This is a genomic window from Dysosmobacter sp., from assembly GCF_034093755.1.
Taxonomy (GTDB): domain Bacteria; phylum Bacillota; class Clostridia; order Oscillospirales; family Oscillospiraceae; genus Oscillibacter.
Window position 1 is genome coordinate 13,683 of sequence record NZ_JAXEBZ010000034.1, and the last position, 20,080, is coordinate 33,762.

Below are 20,080 nucleotides of genomic sequence, written 5' to 3' on the forward strand. Positions count from 1 at the left end.
GAACACGGAAACCGGAAGGGAGACAGGACGTTGCGGGGAAAAAGCATGTACTGGCGGGCCGGGATGGCGGTATTCCTGACCACAGCTGCCATTTTGCTGTTTTATGATACGCTGTTCGGCAGCCGGACGGCGCTGAAGCTGCTGAGCAGGCTGCTGGACGCCATGGCGCCCATTCTGTACGGCGCGGCCATGGCCTATCTGCTGGCCCCCGCCATTGATTTCTGGGAGCGGCACTTTTTCCCGCGGCAGGTGCAGCGGGCCCGGGCGGAGGGGAAGCTCTGCGCCAGCGGCCCCCGGGCGGTGAGCCTGGCGCTGACCTGGTGCCTCATCACCGCAGGCGCGTGGCTGCTGCTGCGGGTGCTGCTGCCGGAGCTGTACCGCAGCGTGCTGCAGCTCATCGGCAACGTGGAGACATACTACCGCACCATCTCCGGCTGGGTCCAGCACCTGCTGGAGACCAACCCCACGGTGGAGCAGTGGGTTATCGCCCAGATGAACGAGTATTATGACGGCATCACCACATGGCTGCGGACGGAGCTGCTGCCCCAGACCAAGACGGTGATGTTCGCCGTGTCCGGCGGCATCTGGCAGATGGTGCTGTTTGTCAGCGACCTGGTGGTGGGCATCATTGTGTCGGTGTACCTGATGGCCACCAAGGAGCGGGTGGCGGCCCACTGCCGCAAGGTGGTCCACGGCTTCGCCCCCCGGACGTGGGTGAAGTGGATTTTCCGGGGCGTCCACCGGGTGGACGTGATTTTCTCCGGCTTTGTCCGGGGCAAGCTGCTGGATTCCCTGATCATCGGCATCCTCTGCTTCATCTGCTGCTCGCTGCTGGAGTTCCCCTACACGCCTCTGGTGTCCCTGATTGTGGGCGTCACCAACGTGATCCCCTTCTTCGGCCCCTACCTGGGCGCCGTGCCCAGCACCATCCTGATTCTGCTGGCCTCTCCCATCCAGGCGCTGTACTTCGTCATCTTCATCCTCATCCTCCAGCAGATCGACGGCAACATCATCGGCCCCAAGATCCTGGGGGACACCACGGGCCTTTCCAGCCTGTGGGTCATCATCGCCATTCTGGTGGGCGGCGGCTTCTTCGGCGTGAAGGGCATGTTCTTCGGCGTGCCGGTGTGCGCCTGCCTGTACAGCTTTGTGTCCTTCCTGACCCGCCGGGCCCTGAAGGAGCGGGGCATGCCCGCCGACACGGCCGCGTATCTGGTGGACTTTCCGGCGCCGGACAACGGTGGCGGAGAGAAAAAATCCTGATTCTTCCCGCGTTTTTTGCCTGCCGGGGCTTGTATTTTCCCGGCGGTTCCTGTAAAATACCGCCCTGTGGGACCGGAAGGCCCCGCGGGGCGGCTTTTTGCGCGCCCCTGGCTGTATTCTCCCGCCTGGGAGCTCTGCCGCCCAGACAAGTGAATAGAGCCGACATTCCATCGGGCCGACCGTTGCCGGCGGCCACGAAACACGAAGGAGAGAACCCCAAGATGAAAAAGCGTATCCTGTCCCTCCTGCTCCTGATGGCCCTGTTGTGCACCGTACTCAGCGGATGCGGAGGCGGAAGCACCACCCAGGGAACCAGCGGAAGCGAACAGAGCAGCGGCTCTGCCCAGACCCAGCCCGCGGCCAACGAGATTACCGTGGGCATCGCCCAGGACCTTGACGACAGTCTTGACCCTCACAAAACCGTGAAGGCAGGAACCAGAGAAGTCATGTTCAACGTATTCGAGGGGCTGATGAAGCCCACTCCCGACGGAGATCTGATCCCTGCTGTTGCTGAAAGCTACACGGTTTCCGAGGACCGCCTGACCTACACCTTTACCCTGCGGGACGGCGTGAAATTCCACAACGGAGACACGGTGACAGCGGAGGACGTGGTATATTCCATCAATCGCTGCGCCGCCGCCTCTGAGACGGGTATCGTCCAGGTGGAGGCGTTTTCTGCTATCCAGGAGCTGAAGGCGGTGGACGAGCGGACCGTGTCCATCACCATCGCCGAGCCCAGCAACGAATTTTTGTCCTACCTGACCGTGGCTGTCCTGCCCGCGGACTATGACCAGCAGGACACCGCCCCCGTGGGCACCGGCCCCTTCAAGTTTGTCTCCCGCGCCGCCCAGGACTCCGTGGTGCTGGAGAAGTTTGACGGGTACTGGGGCACCCCCGCCTATCTCGACAAGGTCACCCTGAAGATCATCGAGAACGCCGACACCCTGATGATGAGCCTCCAGAGCGGCGCCATCGACCTGTGCTCCCACCTGACCAGCACCCAGGTTGCCCAGCTGGGCGACGATTTTGACGTGGCGGAGGGCACCATGAACCTGGTGCAGGCCATGTACCTGAACAACGCCGAGAAGCCCTTTGACGATGTCCGGGTCCGCCAGGCCCTGTGCTGCGCCGTGGACAAGCAGCAGATCATCGACCTGGCCTTTGACGGCTACGGCAGCCCCATCGGCTCCAGCATGTACCCCGCCTTCGGCAAGTATTTTGATGACTCCCTCACCGACTACTACACCCGGGACGTGGACAAGGCCAAAGCGCTGCTGGCGGATGCCGGCTATCCCAACGGCTTTGACATGACCATCACCGTCCCCTCCAACTACAAGCCCCACATGGACACCGCCGAGGTGCTGGTGCAGCAGCTGGCGGACATCGGCGTCAACGCCGCCATCCAGCCCATCGAGTGGGAGAGCTGGGTGTCCGACGTGTACGCCGGCCGGCAGTTCCAGTCCACCGTGGTGGGCGTGGACGCCTCCAACATGACCGCCCGTGCCCTGCTGGAGCGGTTTACCTCTGCTTACGGCAAGAACTTCATCAACTACAGCAGCGATGAGTATGACCGGCTGTTCCAGCAGGTTCTGGCCAGCAGCGATGACGAGGAGCAGACCGCCCTCTACAAGCAGATGGAGCGGAACCTGACGGAGAACGCCGCCAACGTCTACATTCAGGACCTGGCGGACCTGGTGGCCGTCCGGAAGGGGCTGGAGGGCGTCACCTTCTATCCCATTTACGTGCTGGACCTGTCCACGGTCCGGTACGCCGCGTGACCGAACTGTAACCGATTATGATGAGCGGCGCGTGTGACGCCGCTTTCCCGGAAAGGGGATGATGACCATGAAGTATACCGTCAGACGCATCGCCATGCTGCTGGCCACCATGGTCATCGTCTCCTTTCTGGCGTTTGCGGCCTTTACCATCATCTCCGGCGACCCCGCCACCGCCATGCTGGGCACCGAGGCCACCCCGGAGCGGGTGGCGGCCCTGCGGGAGGAGCTGGGCCTGAACCAGCCCCTGCTGGTGCGCTACGGCCAGTGGCTGCTGGGCTTTTTCACCGGCGACCTGGGGATGTCCTACAGCTACCGCCAGCCGGTGTGGGACCTGATTGCCCCCAAGGTGCGGGTGTCGCTGTGGCTGAGCCTGGTGAGTTTTGTGCTGATCACGGCGGTGTCCATTCCCCTGGGCCTGTGGTCCGCCCGGCTGGAGGGCCGCCCCGGCCTCCTCTGGCGGGTGCTGGAGGCGGTGGGAACGGTGTTCAACCAGCTGTGCATGGCCATTCCGCCCTTTTTCATCGGCATGATCCTCTCCTACGGGTTCGGCATTGTGCTGAAATGGTTCGTCCCCGGCGACTTTCCGGGGCTGGAGCAGGACTTTGCCGGGTCCCTGCGGTATCTGCTGTTCGCCGCCGCCGCCATCGCCATTCCCCGGGCGGCCATGACGGTGCGGATGCTGGGCAGCGTCATCAACGGCGAGATGCGCCGGGACTATGTGCGCACCGCCATCTCCCGGGGCAATGACCGCTCCGGCGTGCTGCGGCGCCACGTGCTGAAAAACGCCCTGACGCCGGTGGTGACCCTTCTGGCCCAGACCATGGCGGAGATCGTGGCGGTGAGCATCGTGGTGGAGCAGGTGTTCTCCATCCCCGGCCTGGGGCGGATGCTGGTGGCCTCCATCTCCAACCGGGACTACCCGGTGGTGCAGGCCATTGTGGTGATTCTGGCCTTCTGGGTGGTGCTGGCGGGCACCGTGGCGGACATTCTGAACCAGACCATTGACCCCCGTCTGCGGTTAGGAGGGGAATCATGAAGAAACAAGGCATCAACGGCTATCTGCTGGCCGGACTGCTCCTCACCGCCTTCACGGCGGGGCTGATCCTGCTGGGGCTGTTCTGGACCCCCTACGATCCCCAGGCCATGGCGGTGGGCCCCAAGTTTGACCCGCCCTCCCTGGCCCACCTCATGGGCACCGACAAGTTCGGCCGGGACATTTTCAGCCGCGTCCTTCAGGGGGCCGGTTCCACCGCCGCCATCGCCGTGTGCACCGTGGCCATCGGCGCCGTGTGCGGCGTGGCCGTCGGCGCCCTCACCGGCTATTTCGGCGGCGTGGTGGACGACGCGCTGATGCGCCTCAACGACGCCCTCACCGCCTTCCCCAGCATTCTGCTGGCCCTGGTGGTCATCTCCCTGCTGGGTCCCGGAAAAAAGTACAACGTGATCATCGCCCTGGGCCTGGTGTTCATCCCCAGCTTCGCCCGGGTCACCCGCTCCGCCTTCGCCGGACTGCGGGACGTGAACTATGTGAAAAGCGCCCGGCTGATGGGGGCCTCCAACGGCCGCATCCTGCTGGTGCACATTCTCCCCAACACCATGCAGGTGCTGCTGCCGGCCCTGACCATCGGCTTCAACAACGCGGTGCTGGCGGAGGCCTCCATGAGCTTTCTGGGGGTGGGCGTCACGCCGCCGGACGCGTCGCTGGGCTATATGCTCTCCGAGGCCCAGAGCATGTTTGTGGCGGCCCCGTGGTACGCCCTGGCCACCGGCGGCGTCATTGTGCTGATGGTGTTCGGCGTGGGCCTCATCGGCGAGGGCCTGCAGCGCCGGGACAAGGGGGTGGCGTGATGCTGGAGATCCGCGATCTGCATGTGAAATTCCACAGCCGGGACCGGGAGGCGGTGTCCGGCGTGTCCCTGACCATCGCCGACGGCGAGATTCTGGGTCTGGTGGGGGAGTCCGGCTCCGGCAAGTCCGTCACCGCCATGAGCGTGGCGGGTCTGCTGCCCCGGCGGCAGTGCGACCTGTCCGGCGAGATTCTGCTGGACGGCATGGACCTGCTCCACGGGGCGCGGTCGGAGCTGCGGAAGATCCACGGCCGCCATATCGGCGTGGTGTTTCAGGAGCCCATGAGCGCCATGGACCCGCTGATGAAAATCGGGAAGCAGGTGGAGGAGGTGCTCCTCATCCACACCCAGCTGCCCCCCGGGGAGCGCCGCCGCCTTGCCCTGGAGGCCCTGGCGGCGGTGGAGCTGCCGGACCCGGAGACGGTTTACGGCAAGTACCCCCATGAGCTGTCCGGCGGCATGCTGCAGCGGGCCATGATCGCCGCGGCGGTGGTGTCCCGCCCCCGGCTGCTGCTGCTGGACGAGCCCACCACCGCTCTGGACGTGACCATTCAGGCCCAGATTCTGGAGCTGCTGAAAAAGCTGAACCGGGAGCACGGCATCTCCATGCTGTTCATCTCCCACAACCTGAACGTGGTGCGCAAGCTGTGTCCCCGGGTGGCGGTGATGCAGCGGGGCGTGCTGGTGGAGGAGGGGGAGACGGAGGCCGTCTGGGCCAACCCGCAGCATCCCTACACCCGGCGGCTGATTGCCGCCATCCCCAGCCGGCAGCGAAAGGAGGACGGGCGCCATGACTGACGAACTGGTGCTGTCGGTGCAGCACGTCACCAGCGGCTACCGGGAGGGCGGCCTGCTGGGCCGGAAGCAGCGCCATGTGGTGCTCCACGATGTGTCCTTCGACATCCGCCACGGCGAGATTCTGGGCCTGGTGGGGGAGTCCGGCACCGGAAAGTCCACCCTGGCCCGCACCATCCTGGGCATGGTGGAGCCGGACGAGGGCCGGGTGGTTCACTACACCAAGCGGCCGCAGATGATCTTTCAGGACCCCTACAGCTCCCTGAACCCGGCCTACTCCGTGGAGTGGATTCTGGAGGAGCCTCTGCGGATTTACGGCAAGTATGACGCCCCGGAGCGCAAACGCCGGGTCCGGGAGATTCTGGAGCGGGTGGAGCTGCCGGAGGAGTGCCTCTCCGCCCGGCCCGCAGAATTATCCGGCGGACAGCGCCAGCGGGTGAGCATCGCGGCGGCGCTGATTCAGCGGCCCAGATTTCTCATTGCCGACGAGCCGGTGTCGGCCCTGGACGTGACCATCCAGGCCCAGATTCTGAAGCTGCTGCGGCAGCTGCGGGACGAGCTGGACCTGAGCTACCTGTTCATCTCCCACGATCTGAACGTGGTGTATCAGCTGTGCGACCGGGTGCTGGTGATGAAGCAGGGCCGGGTCATTGAGACGGGCACGGTGGACGAGATTTTCGACCATCCGAAAGAGGAGTACACCCGGCAGCTGCTGGCGGCCGCGGAGTAACGGAGGAGCGGACTGTGAAGGCCTTTTTCCTGTCACACAAAAAACTGCATCTGTGGCTGCTGGCGGACCTTGTACTGCTGGCGGCGTTCCTGCTGCTGCGGCCGGTGCGGCCCGCCATGGAATTTCTGGCCGGAGCCATGGCCCGGGTGCGGCTGGCCATCGCAGGCCTCACCTACCGCACCGACGTGTCGGTGATGGAGGTGCTGGTGGCGGCAGCGGCGGCAGTGTCGGCGGGATACCTCCTCTGGAGCGTGATCGCCGTCTGCCGGGCCAGACGGCATCTGCGGCGGCTGTACACCGGGGTGCTGGGGGCCGTGTGCGGCGTGCTGACGGCGGCGGTGGCCTGCTGCTACCTGTGGGGCGTCAACTTCTACGTGGGCGGCTTTCAGGAGCAGTCCGGCATCTACGCGGAGGACGTGGCGGTGGAGGATCTGTACCGGGTGACGGCCTATTTCGCGGAGCAGCTGGGGGAGACGGCGGACCGGGTGCCCCGGGATGAGACGGGGCTGTTCCGCACCAGCCGGCGGCAGATTCTGAGCCGCAGCACCACGGTGTATGACGCCGTGGAGGCGGAATTTCCCTTCCTGGCCTTTGATGACAAGCCCCCCAAGGCGGTGCGGTTCTCCCGGCTCATGAGCCGGCTGGACTTCACCGGCGTCTACTGCCCCTACACCGGGGAGTCCAACGTGAACATGGATTCCCCCGTCTGCCTGCTGCCCGCCACCGTGGCCCATGAGCTGGCCCACCAGCGGGGGCTGACCTCGGAGCAGGAGTGCAACTTCCTGGGGGTGCTGGCCTCCGTCACCAGCGGCGACGATGTGTACGCCTATTCCGGCTGGCTGCTGGGGTACATTCACCTGGGCAACGCCCTGTACACCGCCGACTATGACCGGTGGGAGCAGGTGTACTTCTCCCTGCCGGAGACGGTGCGCCTGGACATGGAGGACAACAACGCCTACTGGCGGCAGTTTGAGGACACCGCCGTGAAGGAGGTGTCCAACCAGGTCTATGACCGCTTCCTGAAAAGCTACGGCCAGGAGGACGGTATGCGGTCCTACGGCATGGTGGTGGACCTGCTGGTGGCCTATTACAAGGACAGAATCTGACAGAAAAACAGCAGCGGCAGGGATATTTCCCTGCCGCTGCTGTTTTGCGCGGAAACTCAGGCGGCGCCCTTCCTCCGGCGGAGGGCTTCCGTCACCAGCCGCCACAGGGGCAGCAGGTATAGGAAGCAGGCGAAGAACACGGAGGCCGTGGGCGCGTTGATGGACGAAAGGGGCACGGCGCAGGCGATGGACCAGGGAATCAGCGGGGACACCACAACGGCGGTGTCCTCCAGGTCCAGCGCGAAGCGCTCCTTGTCCGGCTCCGTCTGGCTGCAAAGCTGGTCCGTCAGCATAATGGCCAGCGCCTGGTTGCAGGCGATCATGCTGGCGGGGGTGGCGGCGAGAAGGGTGGCGGCGTAAGGGTTCGTCCGGGCGGAAAACCGGCTGACGGCCTGCTTCAGCCCGTCCAGCAGCCCGGTTTTCTGGAAGATGCCGGAATAGGAGGAGGACAGGCAGATGATGGCGGTGACCTTCAGCATGGACACAATCCCGCCGCCGTTGAGCATGGACGCGATTTCCGGGTCCGCCGCCCGGTACCCGGCCACCATCAGCCAGGGCAGCTCCGCTGCCGGCGTGTGCTGCACAAACAGGCAGATGGGCACGGCGGTGAGGATGCTGGCGATCATGGCGTATTTCACGTGTACCTGCAGCAGCGACAGCAGAAGAATCACCGCTGCCGGAAGAAGGGCGGCGGCGCTCAGCGCGAAGCCCCGGCCGAACAGCGCCTGCAGGTCCGGCAGTTGGCCGGAGGAGTGGGAGAGCACACCGACGGCGGTGTAGAAGCCGCAGGTGACCAGAAAGGGAACGAGGGCGGAGCGCAGCATGTTCCGGATGTTCCGGAAGATGTTGGTGTGGGTCAGCTCGGAGATCAGCAGCGCACTGGTGGAGACGGGGGAGCAGCGGTCGCCGAAAAAGATGCCGGAGAGGACGGCGCCGCCCACCGCCAGCAGATCCATCTGCATGGCGGAGGCCATGGTGGCGCAGATGACGCCCATGGTGGCCACCGTTCCGAAGGAGCTGCCGGTGAGGACGGAGACCAGGCAGTTGAGCAGGAAGGCCATCAGCAGGAACAGCGGCGGGCTGATCAGCCGGGAGGCATAGCAGATGATGACGGGAATGGTGCCGGCGTCCCGCCACAGGGCGGTGAGAACGCCGATCAGGAGAAAGGTGATGATGATGTTCTTGACGGTTCTGATGCCCTCCAGGGCCATCTGCGCCAGCTCCCGCCAGCGGAAGCCCCGCGCTCTCCCGTACAGGAAGAAGAGCACCAGCCCCGCCGCCAGGGCGTACAGAATCGACCAGTCCAGCAGGATGCATAGCAGCAGCGACAGGGAAAACAGCGCCAGCGTCAGCAGCTCCATGGGTTCCACCTCGTAACATTGATGTGGTATGTGCCTTCCGGAGAATACCACAGCCCGCTTCGTTTGTAAAGCGGGAAAAAACACCCGGTCCGCCGTTTCGGCGAACCGGGTGTTGCGTGTCGGTTTTGCGTCAGATGTCCCGCCGGCCTTCCAGGGCCCGCATCAGCGTGGCGTCGTCGGCGAACTCCAGATGCCCGCCCACGGGGATGCCGTAGGCCAGCCGGGTGACCCGCACGTCAAAGGGCCGCAGCAGCCGGGCAATGTACATGGCAGTGGCCTCCCCCTCCGTGTCCGGGTTGGTGGCCATGATGACCTCCTGCACGTCCCCCTTGGCCACCCGCTCCAGCAGGGGCTTGATGGAAAGATCGTCCGGCCCCACGTGGTTCATGGGGGACAGCACGCCGTGGAGCACGTGGTAGTGGCCGTTGAACTCCCGGGACCGCTCAATGGCGGCCACGTCCCGGGGGTCCGCCACCACGCAGATGACGGAGCCGTCCCGCTTGGGGGAGGCGCAGATGGGGCACAGCCCGCCGGCGGTGAAATTCTGGCACACGGGACAGCAGGTGACGTGCTCCTTGGCGTCCACAATGGCCTGGGCGAACTCCCGGGCCTCCGACTCCGGCAGGCTCAGGATGTGGAAGGCCAGCCGCTGGGCGGATTTTCCGCCGATGCCCGGCAGTCTGGCGAACTGCTCCACCAGCTTTTCCAGCGGTGCGGGGAAGTATTCCATAGGCGCCATGTTCCTTTCTCAGCCCCGCAGCGCCGCGATGCGCCCGGGAATGTCCTCCGCCTTGTACACGGCGCTGCCGGCCACCAGCACGTTAGCGCCGGCGGCGATGCAGGTTTTGCAGGTGACGGGGTCCACGCCGCCGTCCACCTCCAGCTCGCAGCAGGGGTTCCGCTCATCGATGAGGGCGCGGATGGCGCTGACCTTCGGCATCATGTCCGCCATGAACTTCTGGCCGCCGAAGCCCGGCTCCACCGTCATCACCAGAATGAGGTTCACCTTTTCCAGGAAGGGCAGGACGGCCTCAGCGGGGGTGGCGGGCTTCAGCACGATGCCGGCCCGCTTGCCCTTGGCCAGGATTTTGTCAATGGCGGCGTGGATGTTCTCCTCCGTGTCGGACTCCACGTGAACCGTCACCAGATCGGCGCCGGCGTCGCAGAACTGCTCCACGTACCGCACCGGCCGGCAGATCATCAGGTGTACGTCCAGGGGCAGCGCTGTGGTGGGGCGGATGCACATCACCACCGGGATGCCGATGGTGATGTTGGGGACGAACATGCCGTCCATCACGTCCACGTGGACGTAGTCGGCGGTGTCAATGCGGCGGATGTCCCGCTCCAGATTGGCGAAATCGGCGGAGAGAATGGAAGGGGCGATCTTGATCATGGCAAAATCCTCATTTCTGTGAAGGAATCCGGTCCGCGGACCGGGCGGTGGCGGCAAAGCGGCCGGACGCATACCCTGTAGCAAGCGGTGCGCCCGCTGCTGCGCCCCACGCAGCCCGCAGGCCCCGCCGGGCGGCGCCGCTTTTTGGAATAGGGGCCGGAAGCGCGCTTCCGGCCCCATCAGATCCGCCGGTCGGTTTCATTGTAGCAGACGGCGGCCGCAAAAGCAACGGCAAACGGACAGGCCCGGCGGGGAAATAAATACGGAACTGTTGCAAATGCGGCTTCTGCAATGGGAATATCATGATATTCTAATATCAACAACAGGAAAGGCGGTGTGCCCATGGAAAACCGGGAAAGCTATGGCCGGCAGGCGGAGCTGCTGAAAGCGCTGGCCCATCCCACCCGGCTGAAAATCGTCCACTGTCTGCTGCAGAGCGGCTGCCGCAACGTCACCTGCATCGAGCAGCGGACCGGCGTGTCCCAGTCCTGCGTGTCCCAGCACCTGCAGAAGCTGCGGGCGGCGGGCATTGTCACATCGGAGCGGCAGGGCAACGAGGTGTTTTACCAGGTGGCCTCCCGGGCGGCGGCGGATGTGCTGGCCTCGCTGTTCCAGGAGACGGAGGAGAGCTATGTCCTATGATGTTCTGATCATCGGCGGCGGCCCGGCGGGGCTCAGCGCGGCGGTGAATGTCCGGGCCAGGGGCAAGACGGCGCTGGTGGTATCCAATCCGCTGGAGGAAAATCCCCTGTGGCGCTCGGAACGGGTGGACAACCACCTGGGCTTTCCCGGCGCCACCGGCCGGGAGCTGCTGGAAGCCTTCCGCTCCCACGCGGAGCGCTCCGGGGCGGAGTTCGCCGAAGGCAGGGTGCTGAACACCGTGTTCGCCGGGGACCGCTGGTATGTCAGCGTGGGCAGCGAGGTCCGGGAGAGCCGGGCGCTGGTGCTGGCCGCCGGCGTGGCCCGGGGCCGGAAGTTTCCCGGCGAGGAGGAGTTCCTGGGCCGGGGCGTCAGCTACTGCGCCACCTGCGACGGGATGCTGTACCGGGGCCGCCGGGTGGCGGTGATCGGCTACGCCCCCAGCGCGGAAAAGGAGGCGGAGTTCCTGGGGAGCATCGGCTGTGAAGTGACTTACGTTTCCAGACCCCGCGCCGTTTCCGTCACCGGCGGAAGTACGGTGGAGGCCGTCACCTGCGACGGGCAGGTGATTCCGGCGGAGGGCGTGTTCATTCTGCGGCCCGCCATGGCCCCCGGCGATCTGTTCCCGGGCCTGGCGGTGGAGGACGGCTATGTGACGGTGGACCGGACCATGGCCACCAACCTGCCGGGGCTGTTTGCCGCCGGCGACTGCACCGGCGGACCGCTGCAGGTGTCCAAGGCGGTGGGGGAGGGCCTCATTGCCGGACAGAGCGCCGCAAGGTGGGTGGACGCCCAAAACAGAAAGAAAACCAATGAATAAAAAGGAGACGATACTATGGCAGTGAAGCATTTGAAAACGGCGGAATTTGACGCGGCCACCGAGGCGGCCCCCCTGGCAATGGTGGACTTCTGGGCGGACTGGTGCGGTCCCTGCCGGATGCTGGCCCCCGCCATTGAGGCGCTGGACAAGCAGTTCGGCGACAAGGTGCTGGTGGCCAAGGTGAACGTGGATGAGGAGCCGGAGCTGGCCCGGCGGTTCGGCGTCATGAGCATCCCCACGGTGGTGTTTCTGAAAAACGGCGCCGAGTTTGACCGGAAGGTGGGCCTGCTGCCCCCCGACGCCTTCATCCAGGTGCTGGAGAAGAATCTGTAAACACAAAAAGGTCCCCGTTCCGTCGGAACGGGGACCTTTTTACAGCTCAAAAAGCCTCGCGGAGTTCGCACCCGCTTTTCTGAAAACTCATTTCATCAGCAGCTCGCACACCAGATCGGTGTAGGCGGAGGGGTCCTCCAGGGGGAACCCGGCAATCAGCACCGCCTGATCATACAGCAGCGAGGCGTACTTCTTCGCCAGCTCCGGGTCATCGGTGACGGCCTTTTCCAGGGCGGCGAAGGCGGGGTGGGCGGTGTTCAGCTCCAGAATCCGGTCGGCACGGATGCCGGCGTCCGGCTGGACGGACTTGAAATACTTCTCCATCTCGAAGCTGAGGCCCTCTCCGGCGGTGAGGCACACAGGGTGGGACTTCAGCTTTTTCGACGCCCGGACTTCCTTCACGGCGTCGCCCAGGGCCTCCTTCACGAAGTCCAGCGCCGCCTTGTGCTCGTCCCCGGGGGTCTCCTCGTCCTTCTTCTCCCCGCTGTCGTCAATGTCGCCGTCCAGCACGGAGCGGAACTCCTTGTCCTTGTAGGCGTGGAGCATCTGGGCGGCGAACTCGTCCACCTCCTCGGTGAAGTAGAGGATCTCCGTGCCCTGGTCCTTCAGCCCCTCCAGCTGGGGCAGGCGGTCGATGGCGTTGATGTTCTCGCCGGAGGCGTAGCAGATATACTTCTGGTCCTCCTTCATCCGGGACACGTACTCGTCCAGGCTCACCAGCTTCTTTTCCGTGGAGGACCAGAACAGCATCAGGTCCTGGAGCATGTCCTTGTGGGCGCCGTAGTCGGACACCAGACCGTACTTCAGCTGGCGGCCGAAGTTCTTCCAGAAGGTCTCGTAGGCGGGGCGGTCCTCCCGCATCAGCTTCAGCAGCTCCGCCTTGATCTTCTTCTCAATGTTGGAGGCCATCACCTTCAGCTGCCGGTCATGCTGCAGCAGTTCCCGGGAGATGTTCAGGCTCAGGTCCGGGGAGTCCACCACGCCGCGGATGAAGCGGAAATGCTCCGGCACCAGATCGGAGCACTTGTCCATGATCAGCACGCCGTTGGAGTAGAGCTGCAGGCCCTTCTCATAGTCCTTGGAGTAGAAGTCATAGGGGGTGGCGCCGGGGACGAACAGCAGCGCCTTGTAGGTGACGGCGCCCTCCACGGAGATGGGGATCACGGTCTGGGGGGCGGTGTAGTCATTGAACTTGTCCCGGTAGAACTTGTCATACTCCTCCTTGGTGACCTCGCCCTTGGGCCGCTGCCAGATGGGAACCATGGAGTTCAGGGTGTCCACCTCCTGATAAGTCTCATACTCCGGCTTGTCGTCGGGGGAGCCTTCCTTCTTCCGGGTCTTGCTGACCTCCATGCGGATGGGGAAGCGGATATAGTCGGAGTAGCGGCGCACCAGGTCCTGCAGCTTCCAGTCCTGGAGGAACTCGCTGTAATTCTCCTCGTCGGTGTCGGGCTTGATGTGCATGATGATGTCGGTGCCCACGGTGTCCTTGTCACACTCGGTGATGGTGTAGCCGTCGGCGCCGGAGGACTGCCACTCGTAGGCGGTGTCGCTGCCGTACTTTCTGGAGCGGACGGTGATGGCGTCAGACACCATGAAGGCGGAGTAGAAGCCCACGCCGAACTGGCCGATGACGTCGGTGTCTTTGGCGTCATCTCCCAGCTCCTGCTTGAACTTGAAGGAGCCGGAGGAGGCGATGACGCCCAGGTTGTTCTCCAGGTCCTCCTTGTCCATGCCGATGCCGTTGTCGGACACGGTGATGGTGCGGCCGTCCCGGTCCACCGTCAGGTCAATGTGGAAGTCCTTCCGGTCCATCTGCACGGCGTTGTCCGTCAGCGCCTGGTAGCACAGCTTGTCGCAGGCGTCGCTGGCGTTGGAGATGATCTCCCGCAGGAAAATTTCCTTGTGGGTGTAGATGGAGTTCACCATCAGGTCCAGCAGCCGTTTGGATTCCGCTTTGAATTGTTTTTTTGCCATAAAAATTTGCACTCCCTTTATTTTTTATTTTTACAACAGAGGGCATTATAGCACCGGGGAAAGCTGGAATAAATGGCCATTTTGTAAACTTTGAGGCAAAATGGTTGATGAGGGATTGGGAAGCGTGTACAATAAAAAGCCGAAAAAGGATACCGGCGGCTGCCGGAAAAGGAGCAGAAACGAACATGGGCAATTTTCTCTATCGGGTGCGGACGGCGCTGGCCCGCTTCATGTACGGCCGCAACGGTCCGGATCAGCTGGGCTTTGTCACGTTGTGGGTGTCCATCGGGCTGGAGATGGTGTCGTCGCTGCTGGTGAAGAAGCTTCCGGTGGCCGGAAGCCTCCTCTATTACGTCAGCCTGGGGCTGATGGTGTGGACGCTGTTCCGCATGTTTTCCAAAAACCTGGCCAGACGCCGTTCGGAGAACCAGCGGTGGCTGAACTGGTGGTGGAAGGTGAAAAACGGCGGCTCCGGCGCCCGGGCCCGCCACGCCGACAAGGAGCACAAGTATTTCACCTGCAAGGCCTGCAAAACCATCTGCCGGGTGCCGGCGGGCAAGGGGCGCGTGGAGATCACCTGCCCCAAGTGCGGCGCCAAAATCCAGGGAAGAACGTGAAAACCGGCCCTGAAGTCCCCGCGGACTCCGGGGCCTCGCTTTTTGAAGAGAATTTCCCTGCCGGAGATTGTGCGGCCGGGAAATGTCTGCTATAATCACGGTGGGCGGGCACAATCTGTCCGCTAATGAAAGACAATGAGGTGAAAGTCATGCAGGAACTGGAGAAACTGTATCACATCCACTGTGCGCCGGGAGACGTGGGACGCTACTGCATCCTGCCCGGCGACCCGGGCCGGGTGCCCGCCATCGCGGCGCTGTTTGACGATGCCCATCCCGTGGCCCAGAACCGGGAGTACAACGTGTGGACCGGCACGCTGCTGGGGGAGAAGGTGACGGCCTGCTCCACCGGCATCGGCGGCCCCTCCGCCGCCATCGCCATGGAGGAGCTGGTGAAGTGCGGCGCGGACACCTTCATCCGCACCGGCACCTGCGGCGGCATCGACCTGAACGTGCAGGCCGGGGACGTTGTGGTGGCCACCGGCGCAATCCGCTATGAGCACACCAGCCGGGAGTACGCCCCCATTGAGTTCCCTGCCGTGCCGGACTTAGGGATCACCAACACCCTGGCGGAGGCGGCGGAGGCCCTGGGCTATCCCGTCCACACCGGCGTGGTCCAGTGCAAGGACAGCTTTTACGGCCAGCATGACCCGTCGGCCTCTCCGGTGTATTATGAACTGCAGCAGAAGTGGGAAAGCTGGAAGCGGCTGGGGGTCAAGGCCAGCGAGATGGAGTCGGCGGCGCTGTTTGTGGTGGCGGCGGCTCTGGGCGTGCGGTGCGGCTCCTGCTTCCATGTGGTGTGGAACCAGGAGCGGGAGGCCGCCGGCCTGGACCAGAAAATGACCGAGGACACCAGCGCTGCCGTGAAGGTGGCGGTGGAGGCCCTGAAGCGCACCATTGAAAAGGACCGGCGCAGGGCCGGCAAATAAGCCCCGCTCCGGCGGGGACCAAACTGAAAAGGAGCGTGTTCCACTTGCAGAAGCTGTCTCGCAAGAACCAGTTTTTTGTAGGCGTCACTCTGTTTTCCATGTTTTTCGGCGCGGGAAACCTGATTTTCCCGCCCTATCTGGGCCTGACGGCGGGGGAGGCGGCGGTGCCGGCCTTCCTGGGCTTCACCGTCAGCGCCGTGGGCCTGCCCATTCTGGCGGTGATCGCCGTGGCGGGCAGCGGCGGCTTCCGGAACATCGCCGGCCGGGTGGGAAAGCACTTCGCCCCGGTGTTCATTCTGCTGACCTATCTTGCCATCGGCCCCGGCCTGGCCATCCCCCGCACCGCCAGCACCTCCTTTGAGATGGCGGTGGTGCCCTTCGTCTCCGCCGACGCGCCTCTGGCGCTGTATCAGGCGCTGTACACGGCGGTGTTCTTCGCCGCGGCCCTGGCCCTGGCGCTGCGGCCGTCCCAGCTGGTGGACTGGCTGGGCAAGCGGCTGGCCCCCGCCCTGCTGACCCTTATCGCGGTGCTGTTCGTGGGGTGTCTGTTCTCCGGCGGCGAAGGCGGCGGGCAGACGGCGGCGGCCTATCAGTCCGCGCCCCTGGCCCAGGGCTTTCTGGACGGCTACCAGACCATGGACGCCATTGCCGGCCTGATTTTCGGCCTGGTGCTGGCCATGAACATCCGGGCCAAGGGCGTCACGGAGGACGGGGCGGTGGTCCGGTCCATCTGGCGGGCCAGCGGACTGGCGGCGGCCCTGTTTCTCACGGTGTACGGCGCCCTGACCTTCATCGGCAGCATCCACGGCGCCCCGGACGCCCGGAACGGCGCCCAGCTGCTCAGCGGCGTGGCCCGGGAGTTGTTCGGCACCGCCGGCGGCGTCATCATCGCCGCCATCTTCGTCATCGCCTGTCTCAACACCTGCATCAGCCTCACCTGCTGCTGCGGCGAGTATTTCCACAGCCTGTTCCCCAGGGTGTCCTACACGGTGTGGGCCTGCTTTTTCGTGGCGGTCAGCGCGGTGGTGTCCAACGCAGGGCTGAATCTGCTGCTGGAGATCTCGGTGCCCATTCTCAACTGCCTGTATCCGGCGGCCATCGTGATGATCGCCCTGTCCTTCCTGCCCGGGCGGCTGCAGGACCGGCCCCTCCTGTTCCCCCTGTCGGTGGGGCTGGCGGCGGCCTTCGGCGTGATCCACACCCTGGCGGGGCTGGGGCTGCGGCTGCCGGTGCTGACGGCCCTGGCGGAGGCCATGCCCCTGTACGCCGCGGGGGTGGGCTGGCTGGTGCCGGCGCTGTTGGGCGCGGCGGCGGGACTGGCGGTTCCGGCGCGGAAATAGAATCGATATTTAACGTAAGGAGAATTGTCCCATGCCTGCTCTCGGCGATACCCTCTCACAACTGAACCTGGGCGGAGTGGATTTCAGCGCGATCCTCTCCGCCGTCCTGACGGCCCTGGTGGGCCTTGTGGTCATCCGGATGCTGCGGAAAATCGCCGCCCGGCTGCTGTCCCGCAGCCGGCTGGATGAGCGCATCCAGAAGTACATCCTCATTGCCGTGAAGGCGGCGCTGTATATCCTCCTCATCCTGGTGGTCATGGAGACCCTGGACATCAAGGCCACCTCCCTGGTGGCGCTGGTGTCGGTGTTCTCCCTGGGACTGACCCTGGCGGCGGAGGACGTGCTGGGCAACGTGGCCGGCGGCATGGTGATTCTGTCCTCCCGGCCCTTCCTCATCGGCGATTTCATCGAGGCGGAGGGCGTGTCCGGCACGGTGGAGGAGATCGGCCTGAACCACACCAAGCTGCTGACCCCCGACGGCCAGCTGGTGATGATGCCCAACCGGACGCTGTCCTCCTCCAAAGTGACCAACTACACCACCCTGGGCCGCCGCCGGGTGGTGCGGAAGGTGACCGCCTCCTACGACGCCCCCACGGAGACGGTGAAGGCCGCCTGCCGGGACGCCCTGGCCCGCACCGCCGGTGTGCTGGCGGACCCGGCGGCCAAGGTCTGGCTGACGGACTACGGCGCCAGCGCCATTGAGTACACGGTGTACTGCTGGGCCTCCGCGGCGGACTACTGGGACGTGTACTTCACCCTGGGGGAGAACCTGCGGGACGCCTTCGCCGCGGCGGCGGTGGAGATGACCTACGATCACCTGAACGTCCACATTGTGGAGCAGTGAAAAAACCGGGACTTTTCAACGGAAAAGTCCCGGTTTCAGGCTGTCGAAAAGTCCAGAGGACCTTTTCGGCAGCCTTCACAATGCCTCGCTTTTTTGCCTGCTGCGCAGTCCAAAAAGCTGCCGCTGCGCGGCGCAACGGGCTGTCGCCGCAGCCCGTTGCAGGCATTCGATTCCACATGAGGGGGCTCCCGCCCCCTCATACTCCCCCTGCGAAACGAAACCTTTTTCTCCAAACAAAGGTTTTTTCGGTTACGGTTCACGGTTCCCGGCGATGCTTCAGGGCACAGCCGCAGATGCTGACCGCCGCCAGCAGCACCCACTCGCCCGCGTACAGGGGCCAGGTGGTGATGACCTTCAGAAAGGGACTCATCACCGCCGCCGAGACGCTCAGGGCGGGGAGGAAGTACATCTGGGAGGCAAACCCCAGGGGATTTGGCCAGTAGGCCCCCAGCGCCAGCTCCTGCCACCCCGTCAGCGCCAGCATCAAAAGGCCCACGGCGCACAGCGCCAGCGCCTGGGGAAGGCAGCGCCGCCCGGGGTCCGCCAGCCGGTACGCAAGAATGCCCCACAGCACCAGCAGCGCCGCCCCCATCAGCCACAGCGGCACCGGGAGGGGGAGACGCAGCAGAAGAAAATTCAGGCCGTAACCCGCCAACAGCGGCAGCATTCCCGCCGCCAGCAGCGTTCCCGTGTGTTTCATTTCGGACCACCTCCTTTCTCCCCTTCATCGTACCACAGCGGCCGGGGGCCCACAAGGCGGGACAGGTAAAAAAGACGTAAACTTCCGGGAAAAACGGCGGAAACGGCGGGTTTGCTGTTGACAAGGGTGGGGGAAAACCCTATAATATATGCTTAATAAAGGCAATGACGGAGAGGGACGGAGCGCGGCCCTGTCAGAGAGCCGGCGGCAGGTGCGAGCCGGCAGAGAGGCGTTCCAGGTCCTATGGCTCCCGAGCCGGGGGATTCGAGGGCGTGCGCCGGTAGGGTTCCCCCGCGTATGCTGCGTCAGTGCAAAGGGGTTGCTGGACCCCAAAAGGGGCGTCGGACCGTGAGGCCGGCGCAATTTGAGTGGTACCGCGGAAGTGATGCTTTCGTCTCAAAGAAAATTCTTTGGGGCGGAGGTTTTTTTTCGTCCCGGCAGAAAAGGAGAATGTACATGAGCGACTATACTCTGGAAACCAAATGCGTGCAGGGAGGCTACACCCCCGGCAACGGCGAGCCCCGGCAGATTCCCATTGTTCAGTCCACCACGTTCAAATACGCCACCAGCGAGGACATGGGCAAGCTGTTCGACCTGGAGGCCAGCGGCTATTTCTACACCCGGCTCCAGAACCCCACCAATGATTACGTGGCGGCCAAGATCTGCGAGCTGGAGGGCGGCACCGCCGCCATGCTCACCTCCTCCGGCCAGGCGGCCAACTTCTTCGCCCTGTTCAACATCTGCGGCTGCGGCGACCACATTGTGGCCTCCTCCAGCATCTACGGCGGCACCTTCAACCTGATCTCCGTCACCATGGCGAAAATGGGCATCGAGACCACCTTCGTGGCTCCGGACTGCACCCCGGAGGAGCTGGACGCCGCCTTCCGGCCCAACACCAAAGCGGTGTTCGGCGAGACCATCGCCAACCCGGCCCTGACGGTGCTGGACATCGAGAAGTTCGCCGCCGCCGCCCACGGTCACGGCGTGCCCCTGATTGTGGACAATACCTTCCCCACCCCCGTCAACTGCCGGCCCATTGAGTGGGGCGCCGACATCGTCACCCACTCCACCACCAAGTACATGGACGGCCACGGCGTGGCCGTGGGCGGAGCCATTGTGGACGGCGGTAAATTCGACTGGATGGCCCATGCCGACAAGTTCCCCGGCCTGTGCACCCCCGATGACAGCTACCACGGCATCACCTATGCCGAGAAGTTCGGCAAGGAGGGCGCCTTCATCACCAAGTGCACCGCCCAGCTGATGCGGGACTTCGGCTCCATCCAGTCCCCCCAGAACGCCTTCTACCTGAACATGGGCCTGGAGAGCCTCCACGTTCGCATGGCCCGCCACTGTGAAAACGGCCAGGCGGTGGCGGAGTTCCTCCACGATCATCCCAAGGTGGAGCGGGTGGTCTACTGCGGCCTGCCCGATGACCCCTATTACGAGGTGGCCAAAAAGTACCTGCCCAACGGCTCCTGCGGCGTGGTGTCCTTCGAGCTGAAGGGCGGCCGGGCCGCGGCGGAGGTGTTTATGAAGCATCTGAAGCTGGCTGCCATTGAGACGCACGTGGCCGACGCCCGCACCTGCTGCCTGAACCCCGCCACCTCCACC

Annotated in this window: 20 protein-coding genes; 15 read left to right on the top strand and 5 right to left on the bottom strand. The window is 64.5% G+C overall.

Annotation, left to right across the window (positions count from 1 at the left end; translation table 11 throughout):
* Nucleotides 1–63 precede the first annotated feature (63 nt).
* The 7 genes from SOX55_RS04445 to SOX55_RS04475 all read left to right on the top strand — a co-directional run bounded on the left by SOX55_RS04445 (nt 64) and on the right by SOX55_RS04475 (nt 7,519).
* Nucleotides 64–1,263, top strand: coding sequence for an AI-2E family transporter (locus SOX55_RS04445; protein WP_325286231.1), 1,200 nt, complete (start codon nt 64–66; stop codon nt 1,261–1,263).
* 221 nt (nt 1,264–1,484) lie between these two features.
* Nucleotides 1,485–3,041 carry an ABC transporter substrate-binding protein gene (locus tag SOX55_RS04450; protein WP_325286232.1) on the top strand — a complete coding sequence of 519 codons (1,557 nt, stop codon included), beginning with the start codon at nt 1,485–1,487 and terminating at the stop codon, nt 3,039–3,041.
* 58 nt (nt 3,042–3,099) lie between these two features.
* The gene (locus tag SOX55_RS04455) at nt 3,100–4,077 is read left to right on the top strand and encodes an ABC transporter permease (RefSeq protein ID WP_325286233.1); all 978 of its coding nucleotides are present in this window, start codon (nt 3,100–3,102) and stop codon (nt 4,075–4,077) included.
* Nucleotides 4,074–4,889 (top strand): ABC transporter permease, encoded by an 816-nt coding sequence (locus SOX55_RS04460; RefSeq protein WP_325286234.1) that lies wholly within the window; start codon nt 4,074–4,076, stop codon nt 4,887–4,889. Before SOX55_RS04455 ends, SOX55_RS04460 begins: the two co-directional genes overlap by 4 nt.
* Entirely contained in the window at nt 4,889–5,686 is a 798-nt protein-coding gene (locus SOX55_RS04465) for an ABC transporter ATP-binding protein (RefSeq protein WP_325286235.1), read from the top strand. The genes SOX55_RS04460 and SOX55_RS04465 overlap by 1 nt, the downstream gene beginning before the upstream one ends.
* A complete protein-coding gene (locus SOX55_RS04470; protein WP_325286236.1) occupies nt 5,679–6,413 on the top strand; it encodes an ABC transporter ATP-binding protein in 735 nt (244 codons plus the stop codon). The genes SOX55_RS04465 and SOX55_RS04470 overlap by 8 nt, the downstream gene beginning before the upstream one ends.
* 14 nt (nt 6,414–6,427) lie before the next feature.
* Nucleotides 6,428–7,519, top strand: coding sequence for a DUF3810 domain-containing protein (locus SOX55_RS04475; RefSeq protein WP_325286237.1), 1,092 nt, complete (start codon nt 6,428–6,430; stop codon nt 7,517–7,519).
* Between the two features lie 56 nt (nt 7,520–7,575).
* Here SOX55_RS04475 and SOX55_RS04480 read toward each other — a convergent pair whose 3' ends face one another.
* From SOX55_RS04480 to rpe, 3 genes are all read right to left on the bottom strand, one after another.
* Nucleotides 7,576–8,880 carry a Na+/H+ antiporter NhaC family protein gene (locus SOX55_RS04480; RefSeq protein ID WP_325286238.1) on the bottom strand — a complete coding sequence of 435 codons (1,305 nt, stop codon included), beginning with the start codon at nt 8,878–8,880 and terminating at the stop codon, nt 7,576–7,578.
* A 130-nt stretch (nt 8,881–9,010) separates the two neighbouring features.
* Nucleotides 9,011–9,610, bottom strand: a complete 600-nt coding sequence (gene recR, locus SOX55_RS04485; RefSeq protein WP_325286250.1) for a recombination mediator RecR — start codon at nt 9,608–9,610, stop codon at nt 9,011–9,013.
* A gap of 18 nt (nt 9,611–9,628) precedes the next feature.
* Nucleotides 9,629–10,273, bottom strand: coding sequence for a ribulose-phosphate 3-epimerase (rpe, locus tag SOX55_RS04490; protein ID WP_325286239.1), 645 nt, complete (start codon nt 10,271–10,273; stop codon nt 9,629–9,631).
* Nucleotides 10,274–10,615: 342 nt separating this feature from the next.
* Here rpe and SOX55_RS04495 point away from each other — a divergent pair, with 342 nt between their 5' ends.
* The 3 genes from SOX55_RS04495 to trxA are packed head-to-tail and all read left to right on the top strand — an operon-like array spanning nt 10,616 to nt 12,065.
* Nucleotides 10,616–10,915 (top strand): ArsR/SmtB family transcription factor, encoded by a 300-nt coding sequence (locus tag SOX55_RS04495; protein ID WP_325286240.1) that lies wholly within the window; start codon nt 10,616–10,618, stop codon nt 10,913–10,915.
* Nucleotides 10,905–11,732 (top strand): NAD(P)/FAD-dependent oxidoreductase, encoded by an 828-nt coding sequence (locus SOX55_RS04500; RefSeq protein ID WP_325286241.1) that lies wholly within the window; start codon nt 10,905–10,907, stop codon nt 11,730–11,732. Before SOX55_RS04495 ends, SOX55_RS04500 begins: the two co-directional genes overlap by 11 nt.
* A 15-nt stretch (nt 11,733–11,747) precedes the next feature.
* The gene (trxA, locus tag SOX55_RS04505; protein ID WP_325286242.1) at nt 11,748–12,065 is read left to right on the top strand and encodes a thioredoxin; all 318 of its coding nucleotides are present in this window, start codon (nt 11,748–11,750) and stop codon (nt 12,063–12,065) included.
* Between the two features lie 87 nt (nt 12,066–12,152).
* Here the strand turns inward: trxA and htpG are convergent, their stop codons facing one another.
* On the bottom strand, nt 12,153–14,042 hold the full coding sequence (gene htpG, locus SOX55_RS04510; protein ID WP_325286243.1) for a molecular chaperone HtpG: 1,890 nt from the start codon (nt 14,040–14,042) through the stop codon (nt 12,153–12,155).
* Nucleotides 14,043–14,227: 185 nt separating this feature from the next.
* Between htpG and SOX55_RS04515 the strand changes: the two genes are divergently transcribed.
* From SOX55_RS04515 to SOX55_RS04530, 4 genes are all read left to right on the top strand, one after another.
* A complete protein-coding gene (locus tag SOX55_RS04515; protein ID WP_325286244.1) occupies nt 14,228–14,659 on the top strand; it encodes a hypothetical protein in 432 nt (143 codons plus the stop codon).
* A gap of 149 nt (nt 14,660–14,808) precedes the next feature.
* A complete protein-coding gene (gene udp, locus SOX55_RS04520) occupies nt 14,809–15,585 on the top strand; it encodes a uridine phosphorylase (protein ID WP_325286245.1) in 777 nt (258 codons plus the stop codon).
* Nucleotides 15,586–15,629: 44 nt separating this feature from the next.
* Nucleotides 15,630–16,925, top strand: a complete 1,296-nt coding sequence (gene brnQ / locus SOX55_RS04525) for a branched-chain amino acid transport system II carrier protein (protein WP_325286246.1) — start codon at nt 15,630–15,632, stop codon at nt 16,923–16,925.
* Between the two features lie 31 nt (nt 16,926–16,956).
* Nucleotides 16,957–17,769 carry a mechanosensitive ion channel family protein gene (locus tag SOX55_RS04530; RefSeq protein ID WP_325286247.1) on the top strand — a complete coding sequence of 271 codons (813 nt, stop codon included), beginning with the start codon at nt 16,957–16,959 and terminating at the stop codon, nt 17,767–17,769.
* Nucleotides 17,770–18,025: 256 nt separating this feature from the next.
* Here SOX55_RS04530 and SOX55_RS04535 read toward each other — a convergent pair whose 3' ends face one another.
* A complete protein-coding gene (locus SOX55_RS04535; protein ID WP_325286248.1) occupies nt 18,026–18,469 on the bottom strand; it encodes a hypothetical protein in 444 nt (147 codons plus the stop codon).
* 456 nt (nt 18,470–18,925) lie between these two features.
* On the opposite strand from SOX55_RS04535, the gene SOX55_RS04540 reads away from it, so the two are divergent.
* A partial coding sequence (locus SOX55_RS04540; RefSeq protein WP_325286249.1) for an O-acetylhomoserine aminocarboxypropyltransferase/cysteine synthase family protein occupies nt 18,926–20,080 on the top strand: 1,155 nt, incomplete at its 3' end.